The sequence below is a fragment of the Croceibacterium xixiisoli genome (genome assembly GCF_009827305.1).
In the GTDB taxonomy this organism is placed as follows: domain Bacteria; phylum Pseudomonadota; class Alphaproteobacteria; order Sphingomonadales; family Sphingomonadaceae; genus Croceibacterium_C; species Croceibacterium_C xixiisoli.
This window is the reverse complement of the sequence record NZ_WTYJ01000001.1, coordinates 23,249-42,074: the sequence shown is the minus strand read 5'-3', so window position 1 is coordinate 42,074 and position 18,826 is coordinate 23,249. Positions and strand designations below refer to the sequence as shown.

21 protein-coding genes are annotated in these 18,826 nt (G+C 64.3%); 17 read left to right on the top strand and 4 right to left on the bottom strand.

All coding sequences use genetic code 11. The features are described 5' to 3' along the window. Positions 1–10: 10 nt before the first annotated feature. The 4 genes from hemB to GRI97_RS00210 are packed head-to-tail and all read left to right on the top strand — an operon-like array spanning position 11 to position 2,404. Positions 11–1,006: a porphobilinogen synthase gene (gene hemB / locus GRI97_RS00225; protein WP_161389158.1), complete on the top strand. Its 996-nt coding sequence runs from the start codon at positions 11–13 to the stop codon at positions 1,004–1,006. Further along, positions 999–1,571, top strand: coding sequence for a GNAT family N-acetyltransferase (locus tag GRI97_RS00220; RefSeq protein WP_161389157.1), 573 nt, complete (start codon positions 999–1,001; stop codon positions 1,569–1,571). Before hemB ends, GRI97_RS00220 begins: the two co-directional genes overlap by 8 nt. Next, positions 1,564–2,139 carry a gamma carbonic anhydrase family protein gene (locus GRI97_RS00215; RefSeq protein WP_161389156.1) on the top strand — a complete coding sequence of 192 codons (576 nt, stop codon included), beginning with the start codon at positions 1,564–1,566 and terminating at the stop codon, positions 2,137–2,139. Before GRI97_RS00220 ends, GRI97_RS00215 begins: the two co-directional genes overlap by 8 nt. Further along, positions 2,120–2,404, top strand: coding sequence for a DUF167 domain-containing protein (locus tag GRI97_RS00210; RefSeq protein WP_161390725.1), 285 nt, complete (start codon positions 2,120–2,122; stop codon positions 2,402–2,404). The genes GRI97_RS00215 and GRI97_RS00210 overlap by 20 nt, the downstream gene beginning before the upstream one ends. A 68-nt stretch (positions 2,405–2,472) precedes the next feature. On the opposite strand, the gene clpA is transcribed toward GRI97_RS00210, so the two are convergent. Together clpA and GRI97_RS00200 are read right to left on the bottom strand one after the other, a co-directional pair. After that, positions 2,473–4,860, bottom strand: a complete 2,388-nt coding sequence (gene clpA / locus GRI97_RS00205; RefSeq protein ID WP_161389155.1) for an ATP-dependent Clp protease ATP-binding subunit ClpA — start codon at positions 4,858–4,860, stop codon at positions 2,473–2,475. 159 nt (positions 4,861–5,019) lie between these two features. After that, positions 5,020–5,238, bottom strand: a complete 219-nt coding sequence (locus tag GRI97_RS00200; protein ID WP_161389154.1) for a DUF1192 domain-containing protein — start codon at positions 5,236–5,238, stop codon at positions 5,020–5,022. An 88-nt stretch (positions 5,239–5,326) separates the two neighbouring features. Between GRI97_RS00200 and GRI97_RS00195 the strand changes: the two genes are divergently transcribed. The 5 genes from GRI97_RS00195 to GRI97_RS00175 all read left to right on the top strand — a co-directional run bounded on the left by GRI97_RS00195 (position 5,327) and on the right by GRI97_RS00175 (position 10,271). After that, positions 5,327–6,340 (top strand): NAD(P)H-quinone oxidoreductase, encoded by a 1,014-nt coding sequence (locus GRI97_RS00195; RefSeq protein WP_161389153.1) that lies wholly within the window; start codon positions 5,327–5,329, stop codon positions 6,338–6,340. An 81-nt stretch (positions 6,341–6,421) separates the two neighbouring features. After that, positions 6,422–7,303, top strand: a complete 882-nt coding sequence (locus GRI97_RS00190; RefSeq protein WP_161389152.1) for a hypothetical protein — start codon at positions 6,422–6,424, stop codon at positions 7,301–7,303. Between the two features lie 183 nt (positions 7,304–7,486). Beyond that, the gene (locus tag GRI97_RS00185; protein ID WP_161390724.1) at positions 7,487–8,371 is read left to right on the top strand and encodes a UDP-2,3-diacylglucosamine diphosphatase; all 885 of its coding nucleotides are present in this window, start codon (positions 7,487–7,489) and stop codon (positions 8,369–8,371) included. 28 nt (positions 8,372–8,399) lie between these two features. Next, the gene (locus tag GRI97_RS00180; protein WP_161389151.1) at positions 8,400–9,440 is read left to right on the top strand and encodes a glycosyltransferase family 4 protein; all 1,041 of its coding nucleotides are present in this window, start codon (positions 8,400–8,402) and stop codon (positions 9,438–9,440) included. Positions 9,441–9,548: 108 nt separating this feature from the next. After that, complete coding sequence (locus GRI97_RS00175) at positions 9,549–10,271, top strand: DUF1013 domain-containing protein (protein ID WP_161389150.1); 723 nt, start codon at positions 9,549–9,551, stop codon at positions 10,269–10,271. A gap of 198 nt (positions 10,272–10,469) precedes the next feature. Here the strand turns inward: GRI97_RS00175 and GRI97_RS00170 are convergent, their stop codons facing one another. Beyond that, positions 10,470–10,847 (bottom strand): bactofilin family protein, encoded by a 378-nt coding sequence (locus tag GRI97_RS00170; protein ID WP_328598460.1) that lies wholly within the window; start codon positions 10,845–10,847, stop codon positions 10,470–10,472. Beyond that, positions 10,840–12,000, bottom strand: a complete 1,161-nt coding sequence (locus GRI97_RS00165) for a peptidoglycan DD-metalloendopeptidase family protein (protein ID WP_268891137.1) — start codon at positions 11,998–12,000, stop codon at positions 10,840–10,842. The genes GRI97_RS00170 and GRI97_RS00165 overlap by 8 nt, the downstream gene beginning before the upstream one ends. Positions 12,001–12,209: 209 nt before the next feature. Between GRI97_RS00165 and GRI97_RS00160 the strand changes: the two genes are divergently transcribed. The 8 genes from GRI97_RS00160 (at position 12,210) to GRI97_RS00125 (ending at position 18,793) form a co-directional block, all read left to right on the top strand. Continuing rightward, entirely contained in the window at positions 12,210–13,529 is a 1,320-nt protein-coding gene (locus GRI97_RS00160; protein WP_161389147.1) for a glutamate-5-semialdehyde dehydrogenase, read from the top strand. After that, a complete protein-coding gene (locus tag GRI97_RS00155; RefSeq protein ID WP_161389146.1) occupies positions 13,493–14,197 on the top strand; it encodes a nicotinate-nucleotide adenylyltransferase in 705 nt (234 codons plus the stop codon). Before GRI97_RS00160 ends, GRI97_RS00155 begins: the two co-directional genes overlap by 37 nt. 96 nt (positions 14,198–14,293) lie before the next feature. Next, entirely contained in the window at positions 14,294–14,668 is a 375-nt protein-coding gene (rsfS, locus tag GRI97_RS00150) for a ribosome silencing factor (RefSeq protein WP_161389145.1), read from the top strand. A 62-nt stretch (positions 14,669–14,730) separates the two neighbouring features. Next, positions 14,731–15,153 (top strand): 23S rRNA (pseudouridine(1915)-N(3))-methyltransferase RlmH, encoded by a 423-nt coding sequence (locus tag GRI97_RS00145; RefSeq protein ID WP_160758981.1) that lies wholly within the window; start codon positions 14,731–14,733, stop codon positions 15,151–15,153. A 5-nt stretch (positions 15,154–15,158) separates the two neighbouring features. Next, positions 15,159–16,376: a murein hydrolase activator EnvC family protein gene (locus tag GRI97_RS00140; protein WP_160758980.1), complete on the top strand. Its 1,218-nt coding sequence runs from the start codon at positions 15,159–15,161 to the stop codon at positions 16,374–16,376. Between the two features lie 83 nt (positions 16,377–16,459). Then, positions 16,460–17,794 carry a S41 family peptidase gene (locus GRI97_RS00135; protein ID WP_160758979.1) on the top strand — a complete coding sequence of 445 codons (1,335 nt, stop codon included), beginning with the start codon at positions 16,460–16,462 and terminating at the stop codon, positions 17,792–17,794. A gap of 16 nt (positions 17,795–17,810) precedes the next feature. Further along, positions 17,811–18,281 (top strand): disulfide bond formation protein B, encoded by a 471-nt coding sequence (locus GRI97_RS00130; protein ID WP_160758978.1) that lies wholly within the window; start codon positions 17,811–17,813, stop codon positions 18,279–18,281. Next, complete coding sequence (locus tag GRI97_RS00125) at positions 18,278–18,793, top strand: demethoxyubiquinone hydroxylase family protein (RefSeq protein WP_160758977.1); 516 nt, start codon at positions 18,278–18,280, stop codon at positions 18,791–18,793. The genes GRI97_RS00130 and GRI97_RS00125 overlap by 4 nt, the downstream gene beginning before the upstream one ends. The last annotated feature ends 33 nt before the right edge of the window (positions 18,794–18,826 follow it).

Sequence of the window (18,826 nt, the reverse complement as noted above, 5' to 3'; positions counted from 1 at the left end):
GGGATCGGGCATGACCGCACATTACCCCGCCACGCGCCTTCGCCGCCCCCGCGCCACCAGCTGGAGCCGCGCGCTCCACCGCGAAAACATCCTGACCCCGGCCGATCTGATCTGGCCGCTGTTCGTCACCGAAGGGGCGGGCGTGGAAGAACCGATCGGCACGCTGCCGGGCGTGTCGCGCTGGTCGCTGGACGGGATTGGCGCGCGGGCGAAGGAAGCGGTAGCGCTGGGTATCCCCTGCGTGGCGCTGTTCCCCAACACGCCAGCCGATCGTCGGTCCGATCTGGGCGCAGAGGCGACCAATCCCGACAATCTGATGTGCCGTGCGGTGCGTGCGATCCGCGATGCCTGCGGCGATGATATCGGCGTGCTGACCGATGTGGCGCTCGACCCCTATACCACCCATGGGCAGGACGGGCTGGTCGATGATGCCGGTTATGTGCTGAACGATGCGACGGTGGATGTGCTGGTCGGCCAGGCATTGGTTCAGGCCGAAGCCGGTGCGGATATCGTCGCCCCGTCCGACATGATGGATGGCCGGATCGGCGCGATCCGTCAGGCGCTGGAACAGCATGGCCATGCCAATGTGCAGATCATGAGCTATGCGGCCAAATATGCCTCCGCCTTCTACGGCCCGTTCCGCGATGCGGTGGGATCGCGCGGCCTGCTCAAGGGCGACAAGAAGGGCTATCAGATGGATCCCGCCAATGGCGAGGAGGCCCTGCGCGAAGTGGCGCTGGATATCGCCGAAGGGGCCGACAGCGTGATGGTGAAGCCGGGCCTGCCCTATCTCGATATCGTGCGCCGGGTGAAGGAACGCTTCGAAGTGCCGGTGTTCGCCTATCAGGTGAGCGGCGAATATGCGATGATCGAGGCCGCTGCTGCTGCCGGGGCCGGTGATCGCGAGGCGCTGGTGCTGGAAACGCTGATGGCGTTCAAGCGGGCCGGCTGTTCGGGCGTGCTGACCTATCACGCCCCGCTGGCGGCGCGGCTGCTGAATGTCTGATTTTCGGCTGGAAACCAAGCGGCTGGTCCTGCGGGATTGGCAAGACAGTGATTGGAATGCCTTCTTCCGCCACACCAACACGCCTGCGGTCATGCGCTGGCTGGGCGGAGTGCTGGATGGATATGACCGTGAGGAGCAGCAGGAACGGATCGAAGGCTATGCGCGCGATCATGGCCACACCTTCTGGGTGGTGGAGCGCCAGTGGGACGGCGGTCATCTGCAGGGCCAATTGATCGGATTTTGCGGGTTGAAGCGGTCCAACCAGCCCGGTGCGCCGATCGGCGATTTCGAGATCGGCTGGCGGCTGCGCGAAGATGCCTGGGGGCGGGGCTATGCCCGCGAGGCGGCGCAGGCGAGCATGCGCGCCGGTTTCGAAACCTTCGGTGCGCCGCACATGATTGCGCTGACCGTCGAACGCAATGATGCCAGCTGGGGGCTGATGGAACGGTTGGGCATGGAACGGCGCCCGGATCTGGATTTCGCCAGCGACGAATTCGATCCCAAGGCGGGTATCATCATCGCCTATGCCATCACCCGCCCGCAGTGGGAGGCTACGCATGGATAACCGTTTTCCCTGGGCCACGATCCTGCCCTTCGAAGGCATGGTGCCGCAGATTCACGACACCGCCTTCATTGCGCCGGGGGCGCGGATCATCGGCGATGTGACGATCGGCCCGCAGGCGAGCGTGTGGTACAATTGCTTGCTGCGTGGCGATATCCACCGCATCGTGGTGGGCGCGCGGTCCAATGTGCAGGATGGCAGCGTGTTTCATGTCGAAGGGCCGCGTCCGGACACCGATGGCTGCCCGACGATCATCGGCGAAGATTGCGTGATTGGCCATATGGCGGTGGTCCATGGCTGCACGCTGGATGATCGCGCCTTCGTTGGCATGGGGGCCGTGGCGATGGACGGCTGCCATATCGGCAGCGGGGCGATGCTGGGCGCCGGCGCGCTGCTGAGTCCGGGCAAGGCGATTCCGGAAAACGAGATCTGGGTCGGTCGGCCAGCCAAATTCCTCAAGCGGCAGAGCACCGAGCAAGCAGACAAGATCCGCTTCCAGACCGAACGCTATTGCGCACTGGCCCAGCGCCATCTCGATGCGCTCAACAACCGTGGCCCGGCCCAGGGCTGATCATCCGCCCGCCGCCGCCATTCGGGCGCTGGCCGATGATCAGGCGCGGCTGGCGCTGCGGGTGACGCCCGGCGCGCGCAGCGAAGCGATCACCATCGAAGATGGGCGGGTGCTGGTGAAGGTGCGGGCAAAACCGCAGGATGGCGCCGCCAATGCTGCGGTGCTGCGGCTGCTGGCGGGTGCGCTGGATATCGCGCCATCGCGGCTGCAACTGTTACGCGGGGACACATCGCGCGAAAAGCTGGTGCAATTGCCGCCTGAATGAAAGGCGGAAAGAAAACGGGGCGATTGCCGCTGCAACCGCCCCGTTCAATCCAATTCAATACGGTTCGATCAATCCTGGCTGTTGTCGTCAGCCTGATCTTCGTCCTGATCCGCATCTTCGCTGTTCTGCGGATTGGCGTTCTTCTTGCCAGTCGCCTTGCCCTTCTTGGGCTTGGTCGGCTTGGGTGCGGAAGGGGTGAGTTCGAAGGCGAGCTTGTCGTCCTTCAGGCTCACATGCACTTCACCGCCCTGCGACAGCTTGCCGAACAGCAGCTCTTCGGCCAGCGGCTGTTTCACGGCATCCTGGATCAGGCGGCCCATCGGGCGGGCACCATACATCTTGTCATAGCCGCGCTTCGACAGCCAGGCGCGGGCATCGCTGTCGAACTGGATATGAACGTTCTGATCGGCCAGCTGCAGTTCCAGCTGCAGGATGAACTTGTCCACCACCCGGCTGACGGTTTCGGTACCGAGATAGGCAAAGGGCACGATCGCATCCAGCCGGTTGCGGAATTCGGGGGTGAACATCTTCTTCACCGCGTCTTCGCCCGCTTCCACCTTCAGCCCCGCGCCGAAGCCGATGCCATGCTTGGCCATGTCGGATGCGCCGGCATTGGTCGTCATGATCAGCACGACATTGCGGAAATCGACCGTCTTGCCATGGTGATCGGTCAGGCGGCCATTGTCCATCACCTGCAACAGGATGTTGTAGAGATCGGGATGCGCCTTCTCGATTTCGTCGAGCAGCAGCACGCAATGCGGATGCTGGTCGATTGCATCGGTCAGCAGCCCGCCCTGATCATAGCCGACATAGCCCGGGGGGGCACCGATCAGCCGGCTGACCGAATGGCGTTCCATATATTCGGACATGTCGAACCGCTTGAGCTCGATACCCATGATATTGGCCAGCTGGCGCGCGACTTCGGTCTTGCCGACGCCGGTGGGGCCGGAAAACAGGAAGCTGCCGATCGGCTTGTCCGGATCGCGCAGGCCGGCCCGGCTCAGCTTCATCGCGGTGGACAGCACCTCGATCGCCTTGTCCTGGCCGAAGACGACGCGCTTCAGATCCTTTTCCAGGCTGGCGAGCGCGGCCTTGTCGTCCTTGCTGACCGATTTGGCCGGGATGCGGGCCATGGTCGCAATGACCTTCTCGATCTCGCGAGAGGTGATGGTCTTGCGCCGGCGGCTGGGCGGCACGAGCATCTGCATTGCGCCGACTTCGTCGATCACGTCGATCGCCTTGTCCGGCAGCTTGCGGTCATTGATGTAGCGCGCGCTCATTTCCACCGCCGTGCGGATCGCATCGGGGGTGTATTTCACCTTGTGATGTTCCTCGAACGCGGTGCGCAGGCCCTTGAGGATCTTGATCGTGTCTTCAACGGTGGGTTCGTTGACGTCGATCTTCTGGAACCGGCGCAGCAGCGCGCGATCCTTTTCGAAATGGTTGCGGAATTCCTTGTAGGTGGTCGAACCGATGCAGCGGATCGCCCCGCTGGACAGGGCCGGCTTCAGCAGGTTGGACGCATCCATCGCCCCGCCGCTGGTGGCCCCAGCGCCGATCACGGTGTGGATTTCATCGATGAACAGGATCGCCTCGGGCATTTTTTCCAGTTCGTTGACAACCTGCTTCAACCGTTCCTCGAAATCGCCGCGATAACGCGTGCCGGCCAGCAGCGCGCCCATGTCGAGCGAATGGATCACTGCATCCTGCAGCACTTCGGGCACGTCGCCTTCCACGATCTTGCGCGCCAGGCCTTCGGCGATGGCCGTCTTGCCCACGCCCGGATCGCCCACATACAGCGGGTTGTTCTTGCTGCGGCGGCAGAGGATCTGGATCGTGCGGTCCACTTCGGGTCCACGCCCGATCAGCGGATCGACCTTACCATCCAGCGCCTTCTGGTTCAGGTTGACGCAGAACTGGTCGAGCGCGGAATCCTTCTTGTTCTTGTCCTGCTTTTCTTCGGCCTTGGCTTCGGGTTCTTCTGCGCCCTGCGGCGTGCGGGCTTCGCTGGGCTTGCCGCCCTTGCCGATGCCGTGGGAAATATAGCTGACCGCGTCGAGCCGGCTCATATCCTGCTGCTGCAGGAAATAGACGGCGTAGGAATCGCGTTCGGAAAACAGCGCCACCAGCACATTGGCCCCGGTGACCGTATCCTTGCCGCTGGACTGGACATGCAGGATGGCGCGCTGGATCACCCGCTGGAAGCCGGCGGTCGGCTGCGGATCGGCTTCATCCTCTGTCTTGAGCGACTGATATTCCTGATCGAGATATTGCCGCACCACATTGGCCAGCTCGCCCAGGTCCACCCCGCAGGCGGTCATCACCTCGGCGGCGTCGGCATCATCGACCAGCGCCAGCAGCAGATGTTCCAGCGTCGCATATTCATGCGTGCGCTCGGTCGCGTTCTGCAGCGCGCTGTGGAGGGTTTTTTCGAGGCTCTGTGCAAAGCTAGGCATAATGATGTCCGTTCGGGTTGTGCGATCCACGAAGTTTGTGCGGAGCCCCTGCGGGCCCCTTCGAAATCGGCGGTTCGTCCGCTCTTGATAGGGAATATGGGGCGTGTGCGCCCGAATTGCGAGACGTTCTGAGCTGAGCGGGTGCGATCAGCCGGGCGATCAATCGCTGTCTCGTGGTTTGAACAGGGAATCGGCCAGCTTGCGCTGGGCGGCAGCCCTGCCATGGTGGGATTTCACGCGTTCGATTTCTGCTTCCAGCAGACGGATGCGTTCGATCAGCTCGTCCTGGGAATAGGTATCGAGCACTTCGCCGGCGAGCCGGCCTGCGTATCCCAGATCATCTTCCGGGCCGCGTTTCCGGGGGAGATCGTCCTCCATTGCAATGCAACATCGGATGCCTCTCGCCCGCTGTCAATGGGGCTGCGATTAGGGCATAGGGGTGGGCAGGGCGTAACGGGGGAATTCCATGGCTGGCAAACTGCCAACGGAAATGACAGCGATTGCAATTGCCGGGCCGGGGGGGCCCGAAGTGCTCTGGCCGGAAAGGCGACCGGTGCCGCAGCCCGGGCCGGGGGAGGTGTTGATCGCGGTATCCCATGCCGGGGTGAACCGGCCTGACGTGCTGCAGCGCCAGGGCAGCTATCCGCCGCCGCCGGGCGCTTCGGACATTCCCGGGCTGGAAATTTCGGGCACCATCGTCGCGCTGGGCGAAGGGGTGCCGGGTGACAAGCTCGACATGGCCGTCTGCGCACTGGTGACGGGCGGGGGCTATGCCCAATATGCGCTGGCCCGCGTCGATCACTGCCTGCCGGTGCCCTATGGGCTGAGCATGGCAGAGGCGGCAGCCTTCCCCGAAACGCTGTTCACCGTGTGGCACAATGTGTTCGAACGCGGCTGGGCCTGCGATGGGGAAACCCTGCTGGTCCATGGCGGCACCAGCGGGATCGGCACCATGGCCATCCGTCTGGCCAAGCTGTTCGGGCTGCGCGTGATCGCGACCTGCGGCAGCGATGAAAAATGTGCCCAGGCGCAGGCGCTCGGCGCGGATCTGGCGATCAATTACCGCACCACCGATTTCGTGGCCGAAGTGCGCGGCCATACCGATGGCAAGGGCGTGGAACTGGTGCTGGACATGGTGGCCGGCGAATACACCCAGCGCAATCTGGATTGCCTGGCGGTCGATGGCCGGCTGGTGACGATCGCGGTGCAGGGCGGGGCGCTGGCGCAGATCAACATGGCCCGGCTGATGGTGAAGCGGCAGACGCTGACCGGATCGACCCTGCGTGCCCGGTCCGACACCTTCAAGGCGCTGCTGGCCGATGAGATCAGCGCCAATGTCTGGCCGCTGGTCGCCACCGACCGGCTGCGCCCGGTGATGGACCGCGCCTTCCCGCTGGAACAGGCGGCCGCCGCCCATGCGCGGATGGAATCGGGCGATCATTTCGGCAAGATCGTGCTGGAGATCGCCCCGCAAGCGTGATCTGATCCGCATGGAACAGGCAGCGCGCATCAACAGACGGACCCGAGTCCGCGCGCGCTGCTGGAAAAGGGAGAGAGAAACATGAATTCACGCGCGCCCGCGCCGCAGACGCGGCAGCAGCTCTATGCCCATGCCGATGCCTATCTGGCCGCGCTGGCGGCGCGCGATCCATCGCGCCTGCCCTGGGCCGATCAGGTGATCTTCACCGAAAACAATGTCCAGCTGATGATCGGCGATGGCGCCTGGAACACGGTCAGCGCTGTGCGCGACAGCTATGATCTGAAAGCGGCCGATCTGCAGACCGGTCAGGTCAGCTGGTTCGGCATTGTCGAGGAACATGGCATCCCCGCCATCATGGCGCTGCGTCTGGCCATTGTTGGCGGCCGGATTGCGGAAGCGGAAACGATCATCTGCCGCCGGGTCGATCTCAGCCCGTTCCCCAGCGTCGAAACCTATCTTGCGCCGCGCCCGCTGATGCTGGCCGATGTGCCGCCCGAAAAGCGGCGCCCGCGCGCGCGGATGATTGCGGTGGCCGATGGCTATTTCGATACGCTGCAATTGAATGACGGAACGCTGTTCACCGAATTCACCGATGATTGCGACCGAATCGAAAACGGCTTGCAGACCACCAACACCCATATCGATGACTATCCGATCGCGCAGATGGGCACGGCCGACCAGTTCCGGCTAGGGCAGTATATCTATGATGATCGGCTGCGCGGCCGGCGATTCCCGCTGGTGGACGAGGAAAAGGGTCTGGTGCTGGCCGCCGGCTTCATCGATCATTGCGGCAAGGTGGTCGATGTCACATGGACGGACGGATCACGCCACCGGTCGGTGTTCCATTATCCGCACAGCTTTGCCCTGCTCGAACTGTTCAAGATCGTCGATGGCAAGATTGCCGGGGTGGAGGCGGTGTTCATCACCATACCTTACAACATGGCATCGCCCTGGCCCGTTTGAGGAGGGCGGTTGATGAGCCGGCGACCTTTTTGACTGACCTGCATGAGTCATACAGTCATGGTGCTGTCGCCGGATTGAGAATCAGTTGTCACAATCAATCGTTATGATCGGCCGACCCAGAGTTGGTTCAGGCGATTGTTCGGGGATTCAGCAATGTTAGGCACATTTCTGGAACAGGATGGCATGCCATCGGTGATTCATGCGTTTCCGGGCTTCGATCTGCCCGCCGAACCCCAGGTCCCGGAACCTTCACCAGAGGGCCGCCGCCGGTTCCGCACGATCTGGATCAGCGACGTCCATCTCGGCACGCGTGGCTGCAATGCCGAAATGCTGATCGACTTCCTCGATTCGACCGACAGTGAGACGATGTATCTGGTCGGCGACATCATCGATGGCTGGCGGCTGAAGAAGAAGGTCTACTGGCCCTCGACGCATAACGACATCGTCTGGCGCATCCTGAAGCGGGCCCGGCGTGGGACGCGGATCGTCTATATTCCCGGCAATCATGACGAGATGTTCCGCCAGTTCGCCGGCATGAATTTCGGTGGTGTTGAAATCCGCCGCGCCGCGTTCCACCAGACCGCCGACGGGCGCAAGCTGATGGTGCTGCATGGCGATGAATTCGACGCCGTGATGCTGGCCCACCGCTGGCTCGCCTTCGTCGGCGACGCGCTCTACACCATGCTGATGGGCCTCAATCGCTGGACCAATTCGGTGCGGCGCAAGCTGGGCCTGCCCTATTGGTCGCTGTCCAAGATGGCCAAGCACAAGGTCAAGAACGCGGTCGAGTTCATTTCCCATTACGAGGAAATCGTGGCCCGGGCCGCTGCTGCGCGCGGGGTCGACGGGGTGGTCTGCGGCCATATCCACACCGCAGAGTTCCGCGATTTCGACGGCATCGAATATTGGAACGACGGCGATTGGGTCGAAGGGTGCAACGCCCTGGTCGAACATTTCGACGGGACGATGGAAATCCTCAACTGGCCGGAGGAAATCGCCCGCCGCAACGCCGAAGCCGAAGCGGCTGCGCAGGTCGGCGATCCGGCAAATATGGCGGCGGCAGCGTGATCCTGGCCATGCCGGTTGCAGCACGGGGATGAAGATCGCCCTCGTCACCGATGCCTGGGCCCCCCAGGTCAATGGGGTCGTGCGCACCCTGACGGCGGTGACAGAGCGGTTGCGCGGTCGCGGGCATGAGGTGGAGGTGACCTCACCCGATCTGTTCCGGTCGATTCCCTGCCCCAGCTATCCGGAAATCCGCCTGGCGCTGGCCGGTGGGGGCGCGGTGGGCCGGCGGCTGGAGGATTTCGGCCCCGACGCGATCCATATTTCCACCGAAGGTCCGCTCGGTTGGGCGGCACGCCGCTGGTGTCTGCGCAACAAGCGGTCGTTCACCACCGCCTATCACACGCAGTTTCCCGATTATCTGGCCCATCGCACCGGCCTGCCGGCGTGGGTGTTCTGGCCCTATATCCGCCATTTTCACCATCCGTCGGCCGGGATCATGGTCGCGACGGACACGATTTCCGACCAGCTCCGCGATCAGCGGCTGACCCAACTGCGCCGCTGGGGCAGGGGCGTGGATCTGGATGTGTTCGGGCCCGATATCCCGCCGCCGGACCTGTTTTTCCGCCTGCCGCGCCCGATCCAGCTTTATGTCGGGCGGGTCGCGGTCGAAAAGAACATCGAAGCCTTTCTGGCCAGCGATCATCCAGGCTCCAAAGTGGTGGTCGGCGATGGCCCTGCGCTGGCCGCGCTGCAGGAAAAATTTCCCGCCACGCTGTTCCTGGGGCGGCAGAGCGGGCGCGATCTGGCGGCCTGCTATGCCGGGGCCGATGTGTTCGTGTTTCCCAGCCGGACCGATACCTTCGGCCTGGTGATGATCGAGGCGCTGGCCTGCGGCACCCCGGTGGCCGCCTATCCGGTGCCCGGCCCGCTGGATGTGCTCGACCCGCAAAGCGGCGTGATGGCGGAACGGCTGGAAGATGCGATTGCCGGGGCGCTGAAGCTGGATCGGGCCGAATGCCTGGCGCGCGGGCGCGGATTCACCTGGGATGCCAGCACCGAACAGTTCCTGGCGGCACTGGCCCCCCAGCCACAGGGCAGGGCAGCCGCGATGCGGCCCGCGAACGCCTGATCAGGTCCGTTTACGCAAGCCTTGCTGTTTCAACGGGAAGGGCGTACATCAAGCAGGTTAAGGCCGCCCCGAGAGGGGCGGCCCTTGTTTTTCTGCCGGAGAGAAAACGTGGCCCAGCCCACTCCCCTCATGCCCCATGCGACCGCCTCCTGGCTGGTCGACAACACTGCGCTCAGCTTCGAACAGATCGCAGAGTTCTGCGGCCTGCATATTCTCGAAGTGCAGGCGATGGCGGATGATCTGACCAGTGCCAAATACACCGGGCGTGATCCGGTGCATTCCGGTGAGCTCAACCACGATGAAATCAACCGGGGGCAGGCCGATCCGGCCTATCGCCTGAAGATGCAGCGTGCGCCGGTCGATGTCAGCCGGACCAAGGGTGCGCGCTATACCCCGGTGTCGAAGCGCCAGGACAAGCCCGATGGCATTGCCTGGATCATCCGCAACCACCCGGAAATTTCCGATGCCCAGATCGGCAAGCTGATCGGCACCACGCGCAACACGATCAATGCGATCCGGGAACGCAGCCACTGGAACATCCAGAACATCCAGGCGAAGGATCCCGTGACGCTGGGCCTGTGTTCGCAGCGGGAACTGGATCTGGCCGTATCCAAGGCGGTCAAACGCGTGGGCACGGTGGAAACCGAAGGCGATGATGACGATGCCGTGATCGTCGACGCGCGCGACGAACGCGAAAAGCTGATCGAGGAACTGCGCGCCGAACGCGAAGCTGCTGCCAAGGCCGCCGTAGAAGCCGCGCAGGAAGCCGAAGCGGAAGCCTGGCTGGAAGCCAAGCGCGCTGCAGAAGCTGCTGGCGAACGCAACGGCTGATCGCAGCCTTCGTGATACGAAAAGGGGCCCGATCCATCGGATCGGGCCCCTTTTTCATGGTGGTCAAGCCATTGTGCCCGACATCCGGGCTCGCGATGCTTAGAGCGGCGATCCGATTGCATCGGATCGCCGCTCTATTTTCGTTTGTTTGCCGCGATTTCCGAGTCAGCAGGGGGTTCCACCTGCTTGGAAATCGCTCTACCCGGCCAGGGCCAGATGCCCGCTGCCATCGGTCTCATCGGACTGGCCCGTGCCCGAGTTGGGCGCAAAGCGGCCGTTGACCTGCGCGCCCTGTTCGATGGTCAGCGCATCGTAATGCACATCGCCGTCGATCCGCGCGGTCTTCAGGATCACCAGTTCGCGCGCCCGGATCGTGCCGATCACGACGCCTGCCAACCGCGCATTTTCGGCCGCCACGGCGCCTTCGATGCGGCTGTTGACGCCCTGCACGATCGCCGCACAGCTGATGTCACCGATCACATTGCCATCGACATGCAAATCCGCCGATGCCGCCACGTCACCGCGAATGGTGACATCGGCGCCGAGCACCGAAAAGGTGGAATTGCCGCTAGCCACCGGCCTTGGCGCCGCGCCGGGGAAGGTCTGTTCTGGCTTCTTCGAGAACATGAGGCGCTGTCTCCAGGAAGGGGCGCGGATTGACCGCGCGGTCATTGATGCGGACTTCGAAATGCAGATGCGGTCCGGTCGAACGGCCGGTGCTGCCGATGGCGCCGATCACATCGCCGGCGTCCACATTCTGGCCCACGCGGGCCTGCCAGCGTGACATATGGGCGTAGCGGGTGAGCAGGCCGTTGCCATGGCTGATTTCCACGACATTGCCATAGCCCGACTTCACCCCGACAAAGCTGATGCGGCCGGCGGCAGCGGCATGGATCGGAGCGCCGATCGGGCCCCGGAAATCCAGGCCGGAATGCATCGCCGATTCGCCGGTGAAGGGATCGTGGCGGTAACCGAAACCGGAAGAGATCATGTTGATATCCGCCGGCATCACCTGCGGAATGCCATCCAGCGCCTGTTCCAGCGCATCCATCCGCGCCAGGCTCAGGCCCAGCCGTTCGAACCGCGGATCGATGGCGCCATTCCTGCCGGTGAACAGCTTTTCGAGCGGACCACCCTGGCCGGTGCGGGCGGCGGCAATCATGCGATCGGGGTTGAGGCCGAGCCGGCGAATGGCGTTGGACGCCTGGGCGGAACGGCGATCGGCAAAGCGCGTGAGTTTTTCCACCAGCGCCAGCTGCCGGGCCTCGATCCGGGCCAGCGTGGCCGCTTCGGGCAGAACGGCGCTGACGCGATTGACCGTCTGGCCGGCCTCCTGGCTGCTGTCGCTGACCGTTTCATCCGCCTTCATATCGTCCGGCAGCATGGGCATCAGCTTTTCTATGAAGTCCATCCGCTGCTGCAGATCGTCACCGACCGATTCCAGATCGTCGCGATAGGCGGATACGCGCGATTCGGCGGAGGCGACCTTGGCTTCACGATCGAGCAGCGCGGCCATCTCGTTGCGGGCACTGAACTGGCCGATGGCGACCGCCATCATCGAGATGAGCCATGCCAGCACCAGCGACAGGGCAAGGGCAGCAGCCACGATCTGCACGCGGGTCGATATCTTGATGAAACGAACCTGGCCTTGAGAGCGCATGAAAAACTCACGCTCGGGAAACCAGCTTTGCAGGCGGTCGGCCAGCCTGCCAGCTTGCAAGTTAGTCAAAGCGACCCCGCGTTCTGTTGTAACGTCCCGCCCATCCGGACCCCGCGCAGCTAGGTTAACGAGGGCGAATGGTCGAATCTTCCTTGGAATTTCGCGACGAAATGAATTTCATTTGCGGTAAACCGATTGCGGAATCGGGAACCGGTTTACATCCCGTTGCTTCCGTTTGCCGCCTGACAGACCGACGCGAGAATGTTAAGGGCTGCGCCATGTCCTCAGAACTTCTTCATGACTCCGGTCTGATCGCCAATCCTGCCTCGACCGCCACGTTGAGCGACGCCGATGCCGACAGCCTGATCGCAGAGCTGGCCCTGCGTGGCCGGGCGGCGCAGCGGGTGCTGGCCGGTATGGGGGAACAGGTGAAGGCCGATGCGCTGCGCCATGCCGCGGCCGCCCTGCGCGCCGCCGCGCCAAGGGTGCTGGCGGAAAATGCCCGCGATCTGGATAAGGGGCGCGCCAATGGGCTGGCACCGGCAATGCTCGACCGGCTCAAGCTGGATGATGCACGGTTGGACAGCATCGCCTCTGCGCTGGAGGCGGTCGCCAATCTGCCCGATCCGGTTGGGCAGGTGATCGACCAGCGCACCGTGCCCACGGGGCTGGAACTGTCGCGCGTGCGGGTGCCCATCGGGCTGATCGGCATCATCTATGAAAGCCGCCCCAATGTGACCGCCGATGCGGCCGCGCTGTGCCTGCGCAGCGGCAATGCCGTGCTGCTGCGCGGTGGCACCGAAGCGGTACATAGCAACCATGCGATCCACGCCGCGCTGGTGGCCGGGCTGGAGCAGGCCGGCGTCCCGGCCGATGTGGTGCAATTGCTGCCGACCCAGGATCGTGCCGCTGTCGGCGGCATGCTGCGTGCTGCCGGGCTGATCGACATGATCGTGCCGCGCGGCGGCAAGGGGCTGGTCGCCCGGGTGCAGGCCGATGCGCGGGTGCCCGTGCTCGCCCATCTGGACGGGATTTGCCACACCTATGTCCATTCGGCGGCCGATCCGGTGATGGCGCGCTCCGTCACGCTGAATGCCAAGATGCGCCGCACCGGAATCTGCGGCGCGATGGAAACCCTGCTGATCGATGCCAGCTTCCCCGAAGCATCTTCGGTCGTGGCCGGGCTGATCGATGCCGGATGCGAATTGCGCGGCGATGCGCGCGCGCAGGCGATCGATCCGCGCATCGGCAAGGCCAGCGCGGAAGACTGGGATACCGAATATCTCGATTCGATCCTGTCGGTAGCCGTCGTTGACGGGCCCGAAGCGGCGCTGGCGCATATCGCCCGTCATTCGTCCGGCCATACCGATGCGATCATCACCGGTGATGCGGCGGCGGCCGAACGCTTCCTGACCGAAGTCGACAGCGCCATCGTGATGGTCAATGCCTCTACCCAATTTGCCGATGGCGGCGAATTCGGGCTGGGCGCGGAGATCGGGATTGCCACCGGGCGACTGCATGCGCGCGGGCCGGTGGCGCTGGAAGGGCTCACCACCTACAAATGGCAGGTGCGGGGAACGGGCCAGGCGCGCGCGTGACCCGTGGCACCCATGCGGGCGGGGTGGGCCTGCTCGGCGGCAGTTTCAATCCGGCGCATGGTGGCCATCGGCGGATTTCCCTTTCCGTACTCGATGCGCTGGGACTGGGTGAAATCTGGTGGCTGGTGTCCCCCGGCAATCCGCTGAAGCCCAAGGCGGGCATGGCGCCGCTGACCGCGCGGGCCGGATCGGCGCGGCGGCAGGCCCGCATCGCCCCGATCCGGGTGAGCGCGATCGAGGCGCAACTGGGCACCCGCTACACCGTCGATACGCTGCGGGCGATCCGTCGCCGCTATGCCAGGCGGCGGTTCGTGTGGATCATGGGCGCCGACAATCTGGCGCAATTTCATTTGTGGAAGAGCTGGCGACAGCTGGCGCGGGAAATGCCGATTGCGGTGGTTGCGCGCCCCGGTTATGATGACGACGCCCTCGCGAGCCCCGCGATGGCCTGGCTGCGGCGTTACCGGTTGTCTGCTGCCCGCTTTCGCAACCGAAAAGGATGGAGCGCACCTGCGCTGATTGAACTGCGTTTCGATCCCGATCCACGATCGGCAACCGCGCTTCGCAGTGCGGACCCCGACTGGGCACGCCGGTTTTCCGGATCATGCCTGAGGGATGGGGTAACGCGTTCCTTCATCAAGGACGATGCACAGGGGGACCGGCGGTGAACCGGGCCCGAAGCCACAGTCCCGGATTCAGCCCGACCCCTTTCCATTCAGGAGCCTGTTTGATTGCGACGCCCTGTCGCCGCAATCCTGTCTGATATGACCACCATCGAACTCGCAGAACCCGGATCCATGCACGCCCTGATACTCGACCAGTTGGACGAAGATCAGGCCCAGGATATTGTCTCCATTCCGCTGGCCGGCAAATCCAGCATGGCGGACCACATGGTCATCGCCTCCGGCCGCTCGACGCGCCAGGTGGCGGCCATGGCCCAGAAACTGGCCGAACGGCTCAAGCGCGAAGGCCATGGCTCTTCCCGCATCGAAGGCCTGCCTGCGGCAGATTGGGTGCTGATCGACGCCGGCGATGTGGTGATCCACCTGTTCCGCCCGGAAGTGCGCAGCTTCTACAATCTCGAACGCATGTGGGGCTTCGGCGAAGATGCACCGGCCACGGCCGGTGGCCAGGGCTGACCTGTTTGCCCGGTGATCGGCCTCGGCGCCGCTGATCCGGGGCAGGAGGCAATCGGTTCCCCATGCAGCTTCATGTCATTGCGCGCGGCAAGATCGCCCGGTCCGCAGAGGCTGAACTGGTTGATCGCTATGCCAAGCGGATCACCTGGCCGCTGAAGCTGACCGAACTGCCTGAAACTGGTGGCCGGATTCCCGACCCTCCGACCCCGTTTCGAACCGTGCTGCTCGATGAAAAGGGGCGGCAACTGGGTTCGGAGGAATTCGCCGCCATCCTGGGCGACTGGCGCGACAATGGCATCCGCGAAACCCGTTTCGTGATCGGCGCGGCCGATGGCCATTCCGAAGCCGAACGTGTCTCTGCCGATCTGCTGCTGGCCTTTGGCAAGGCGACCTGGCCGCATCTGCTGGCGCGGGCGATGCTGCTGGAACAATTGTTCCGGGCCACCAGCATTCTGGCTGGCCATCCCTATCACAGGGCGGGATAGGCGCGATGCGCCGGCTTCGCCTGTGGATGCTGCCAGGCGTGCTGGGCCTGTTCGCCATGGCCGGATCGGCGCAGCAATTTGCCGAATTCGACGATGCCCAGCAGACCCGCGATGCTTTGCGCCAGGCGCTGGCAGATCGCGCTGCTGCCGAACAGCGGAGCAACCGGCTGGAGGCCGAGGCCGAGGCGGCCGAGGATGAGGCGGACAAGGCCAGTCGCGGGGCGGCCGCCCTGGCCGCGCGAATCCAGCAGGCGGAGGCCGGCATTGCCGCCGCCCAGGCCCAAATGGAACTGATCGAGAATCGGCGCCGACAATTGCGGGAAGAGCTGGGCCGGGAACAGCGGCCGGTAATCGAGCTGACCGCCGCGCTGCAGCAGTTTTCCCGCCGGCCGCTGACCCTGTCCGTGTTGCGCCCGGGATCGGTGAAGGATGTCGTCTATCTGCGGGCCCTGCTGTCCAGCGCCGTACCCGAAGTGCAGGACCGGACCAGCGATTTGCGCGACCGGATCACCCGCAGCCGCGAATTGCAGGAAAAAGCGGGCAAGACTGCGGCGGCCCTGCGTGCGGAAGAGGTGCAGCTGAACGAAGGGCTCAAGCGGCTCCATGCGATGGAAACCCGCCATCGCCTGGCGTCTCGCCGGGCCGGCGGAAACGCCACGCGGGAAGCGGAACGCGCTCTGGCGCTGGCTGAACGCGCGCGCGATCTGGATGGGCTGGTGGGTGAACTGGACCGGGCGGGCGAACTGCGCCGCCGGCTGGCGGCCCTGCCTGGTCCCTCGCTGCGGCCGGAGAGCCCGGAAACCGCGCAGCTGGCCAGAGACGAGAGGCCGGCAGGCGATGGCGCTGTGTCCACTGCGGCACCGCCGGCGCCCTATGTGCTGCCGGTCACCGGCAGGGTGGTGGCCGGCTTCGGCGCACCGATCAGCATCGGTTACAGCCAGGGCGTGACCTTCGCCCCGCGGGAAAATGCCGTTGTCATCGCGCCGAGCGCAGGGCGGGTGGCCTTTGCCGGGCCCTATCGCGGCTATGGGCGGATCGTGATCATCGAACATGCGGGCGGCTGGACCAGCCTGATCACCGGGCTGACGCGGATCGACTTGGATGTGGGCGAAGACCTGGTCGGGGGAGCACCGCTGGGCGTGGCCGGGGCGGATCGACCCTCGGTCACGCTGGAACTGCGGCGCGGGGCCGATCCCATCAACCCGCTGCTGCATGCCCGCTGAGCCGGTTTGCGCGCTTTGCAACCATCATCTGGTGTTAACCCGCGCCGCGCGATAGACTGGGTTAACGCCAAGGATATGATCTGATGAATTTTGCCAAGCCTTTGCGCGCTGCGGCCCTGCTGACCGCTGTTGCGCTGATTCCTGCCACCACCGCCGGCTTTGCCCAGGTGGAAAGCCAGGTTTCACCGGAATTCGCAAAATTCTTTGCGATCTATCAGCAGGTGAAGGCCAATTACGTGCAGCCGGTCGAAGATGACGTCCTGATCAAGGGCGCCATCAATGGCATGTTGGCCGCACTCGATCCGCATTCCGCCTATCTGGACGGCGCTGCCCTGGAACGGCTGGAAACCATGATTGACGGGAAATACCAGGGTCTGGGTATTTCGGTGCAGATGGATGATGGGGCGGTGAAGGTCGTTTCGCCGTTCAAGGGCAGCCCGGCGGACAAGGCCGGGGTCAAGGCGGGCGATTTCATCACCCATGTCGATGGCAAGCTGGTCTATGGGCTGGAACTGGATGAAGCCGTGCGGCAGATGCGCGGCCCGGCGGGGACCAGCGTTCGCCTGACGCTGTTCCGCACCGGGCGCGACGAACCCTTCGACGTGAGCGTGACGCGCGGCACGATCGAGCTGGAGCCGGTAACCTGGGAACTGGAAGATGGCGGCCTGGGCGTCATCAGTGTCAATGAATTCAGCGCCGATGTCGGCAAGGACGTCAATGACGCGCTCAATGATCTGAAGCGGCGCAATGGCGGCCGCCTGTCGGGCATCGTGCTCGATCTGCGGCGCAATCCGGGTGGGTCGCTGGAAGAAGCGGTGGCCCTGTCCGACCTGTTCCTGTCGCGCGGACAGATCGTCTCGCAGCGCGGGCGTGGTCGATACGATACCATCTATTACGATGCAGAAAGCAAATATCCGGGCGATGTCGCCGCCGGTATTCCGATCATCGTGCTGATCGACGGCGGCTCCGCTTCGGCGAGCGAAATCGTCGCCGGCGCGCTGCAGGATCATCGGCGCGCGCTGGTGATGGGCGAACGCAGTTTCGGCAAGGGCAGCGTGCAGACGCTGATGCCGCTGGCCCGCAATGCCGCGCTCAAGCTGACGACGGCGCTGTATTACACACCCTCTGGCCGGTCCGTGCAGGAAGGCGGAATCGAGCCGGATATCCGCGTGCCGCAGCTGTCCGATCCCGACGCGGTCAAGCGCGCGAAATTCTCGCTGCGGGAAAGCGATCTGCGCGGGCATCTGGTCAATGAGGTCGATCTGGCGGACAAGGAGCTGGAAAATGACCGCCAGACCGATCCGCGCTTCACCGAAACGCCCGAACAGCTCAAGGAACAGGGAATCGAGGATTTCCAGCTGACCTATGCGCTGCGTACGCTGCGCCGGACCGGCCCGGCGCTGGCGGCGCGCAATTGATCGATACGGGCCGCAGATGACCACGCGATTCGTGCAGGCGCGCCGGCTGGCGCTGGCGATTCCAGCCCTGCTGCTGGGCGGCGCCTATATCGCCCAATATGGATTCGGCCTGCCGCCCTGCGAAATGTGCTGGTGGCAACGCTATCCGCTGTTTGCCGCGATTGCCCTTGCCCTGCTGGCCCATATCGCTCCGCCGCGCGGGTTCTGGGTCGCGCTGGCGGCATTGGCGATCGTCATTTCCGGCATCATCGGCGCGTTTCATGCGGGGGTCGAATATGGCTGGTGGCAAGGGCTGACCGCCTGTTCCAGGCCGATGGGTTCTGGCGGGGGCAGCGCGCTGGATGATCTGATGAACGCTCCGCTGGTCCGGTGCGATCAGGCGCCATGGTCGCTGATGGGGATTTCCCTGGCGGGATGGAATGCGCTGATTTCCACATTCGCCGGGCTGGGTATTTTTGGGCTTCTCGGACTGAGGGAACAGGCATGATCGATCGATCCGAAATGATCCGCGTTGATCAGGCGGGTGAATTTGGCGCCACGCGCATCTACGCGGGACAATTGGCCGTCATGGGCGATCGTGGGCCGCATTCGGCCGAAATTCGCGGCATGGCCGAACAGGAAGCGGTGCACCGCGCCGAATTCGATGCGCTGATGGCGCGACGCGGCGTGCGCCCGACCGCGCTGCAGCCATTCTGGTCGGCCGCCGGCTATGCGCTCGGCGCTGCAACGGCGCTGATCGGGCCCGAAGCAGCCATGGCCTGTACCGCAGCGGTCGAAGAAGAGATCGATCGTCATTACACCCAGCAGCTCGATGCGCTGGAACGCGATGGCGATGATCCCGAACTGGAAGACATGATCCGCCGGTTCCGCGCGGAAGAGCAGGAACATCGCGAGGCAGCGCTGGCTGCCGGCGCGGAACAGGCGCCGGCCTATCCACTGTTGCACGGGGCGATTCGCCTGGGCTGTCGGATCGCCATCCGTATTTCCGAAAAGATCTGACAGGGAACGAAGCGCCCGCTGTGTGTTTGAGTA

Bases quoted from the DNA above. Each gene is read 5' to 3' on its own strand.
- hemB (WP_161389158.1), top strand. From the start codon at position 11: ATGACCGCACATTACCCCGCCACGCGCCTTCGCCGCCCCCGCGCCACC.
- GRI97_RS00220 (WP_161389157.1), top strand. From the start codon at position 999: ATGTCTGATTTTCGGCTGGAAACCAAGCGGCTGGTCCTGCGGGATTGG.
- GRI97_RS00215 (WP_161389156.1), top strand. From the start codon at position 1,564: ATGGATAACCGTTTTCCCTGGGCCACGATCCTGCCCTTCGAAGGCATG.
- clpA (WP_161389155.1), bottom strand. From the start codon at position 4,860: ATGCCTAGCTTTGCACAGAGCCTCGAAAAAACCCTCCACAGCGCGCTG.
- GRI97_RS00200 (WP_161389154.1), bottom strand. From the start codon at position 5,238: ATGGAGGACGATCTCCCCCGGAAACGCGGCCCGGAAGATGATCTGGGA.
- GRI97_RS00195 (WP_161389153.1), top strand. From the start codon at position 5,327: ATGGCTGGCAAACTGCCAACGGAAATGACAGCGATTGCAATTGCCGGG.
- GRI97_RS00190 (WP_161389152.1), top strand. From the start codon at position 6,422: ATGAATTCACGCGCGCCCGCGCCGCAGACGCGGCAGCAGCTCTATGCC.
- GRI97_RS00185 (WP_161390724.1), top strand. From the start codon at position 7,487: ATGCCATCGGTGATTCATGCGTTTCCGGGCTTCGATCTGCCCGCCGAA.
- GRI97_RS00180 (WP_161389151.1), top strand. From the start codon at position 8,400: ATGAAGATCGCCCTCGTCACCGATGCCTGGGCCCCCCAGGTCAATGGG.
- GRI97_RS00160 (WP_161389147.1), top strand. From the start codon at position 12,210: ATGTCCTCAGAACTTCTTCATGACTCCGGTCTGATCGCCAATCCTGCC.
- GRI97_RS00155 (WP_161389146.1), top strand. From the start codon at position 13,493: ATGGCAGGTGCGGGGAACGGGCCAGGCGCGCGCGTGACCCGTGGCACC.
- rsfS (WP_161389145.1), top strand. From the start codon at position 14,294: ATGACCACCATCGAACTCGCAGAACCCGGATCCATGCACGCCCTGATA.
- GRI97_RS00145 (WP_160758981.1), top strand. From the start codon at position 14,731: ATGCAGCTTCATGTCATTGCGCGCGGCAAGATCGCCCGGTCCGCAGAG.
- GRI97_RS00140 (WP_160758980.1), top strand. From the start codon at position 15,159: ATGCGCCGGCTTCGCCTGTGGATGCTGCCAGGCGTGCTGGGCCTGTTC.
- GRI97_RS00135 (WP_160758979.1), top strand. From the start codon at position 16,460: ATGAATTTTGCCAAGCCTTTGCGCGCTGCGGCCCTGCTGACCGCTGTT.
- GRI97_RS00130 (WP_160758978.1), top strand. From the start codon at position 17,811: ATGACCACGCGATTCGTGCAGGCGCGCCGGCTGGCGCTGGCGATTCCA.
- GRI97_RS00125 (WP_160758977.1), top strand. From the start codon at position 18,278: ATGATCGATCGATCCGAAATGATCCGCGTTGATCAGGCGGGTGAATTT.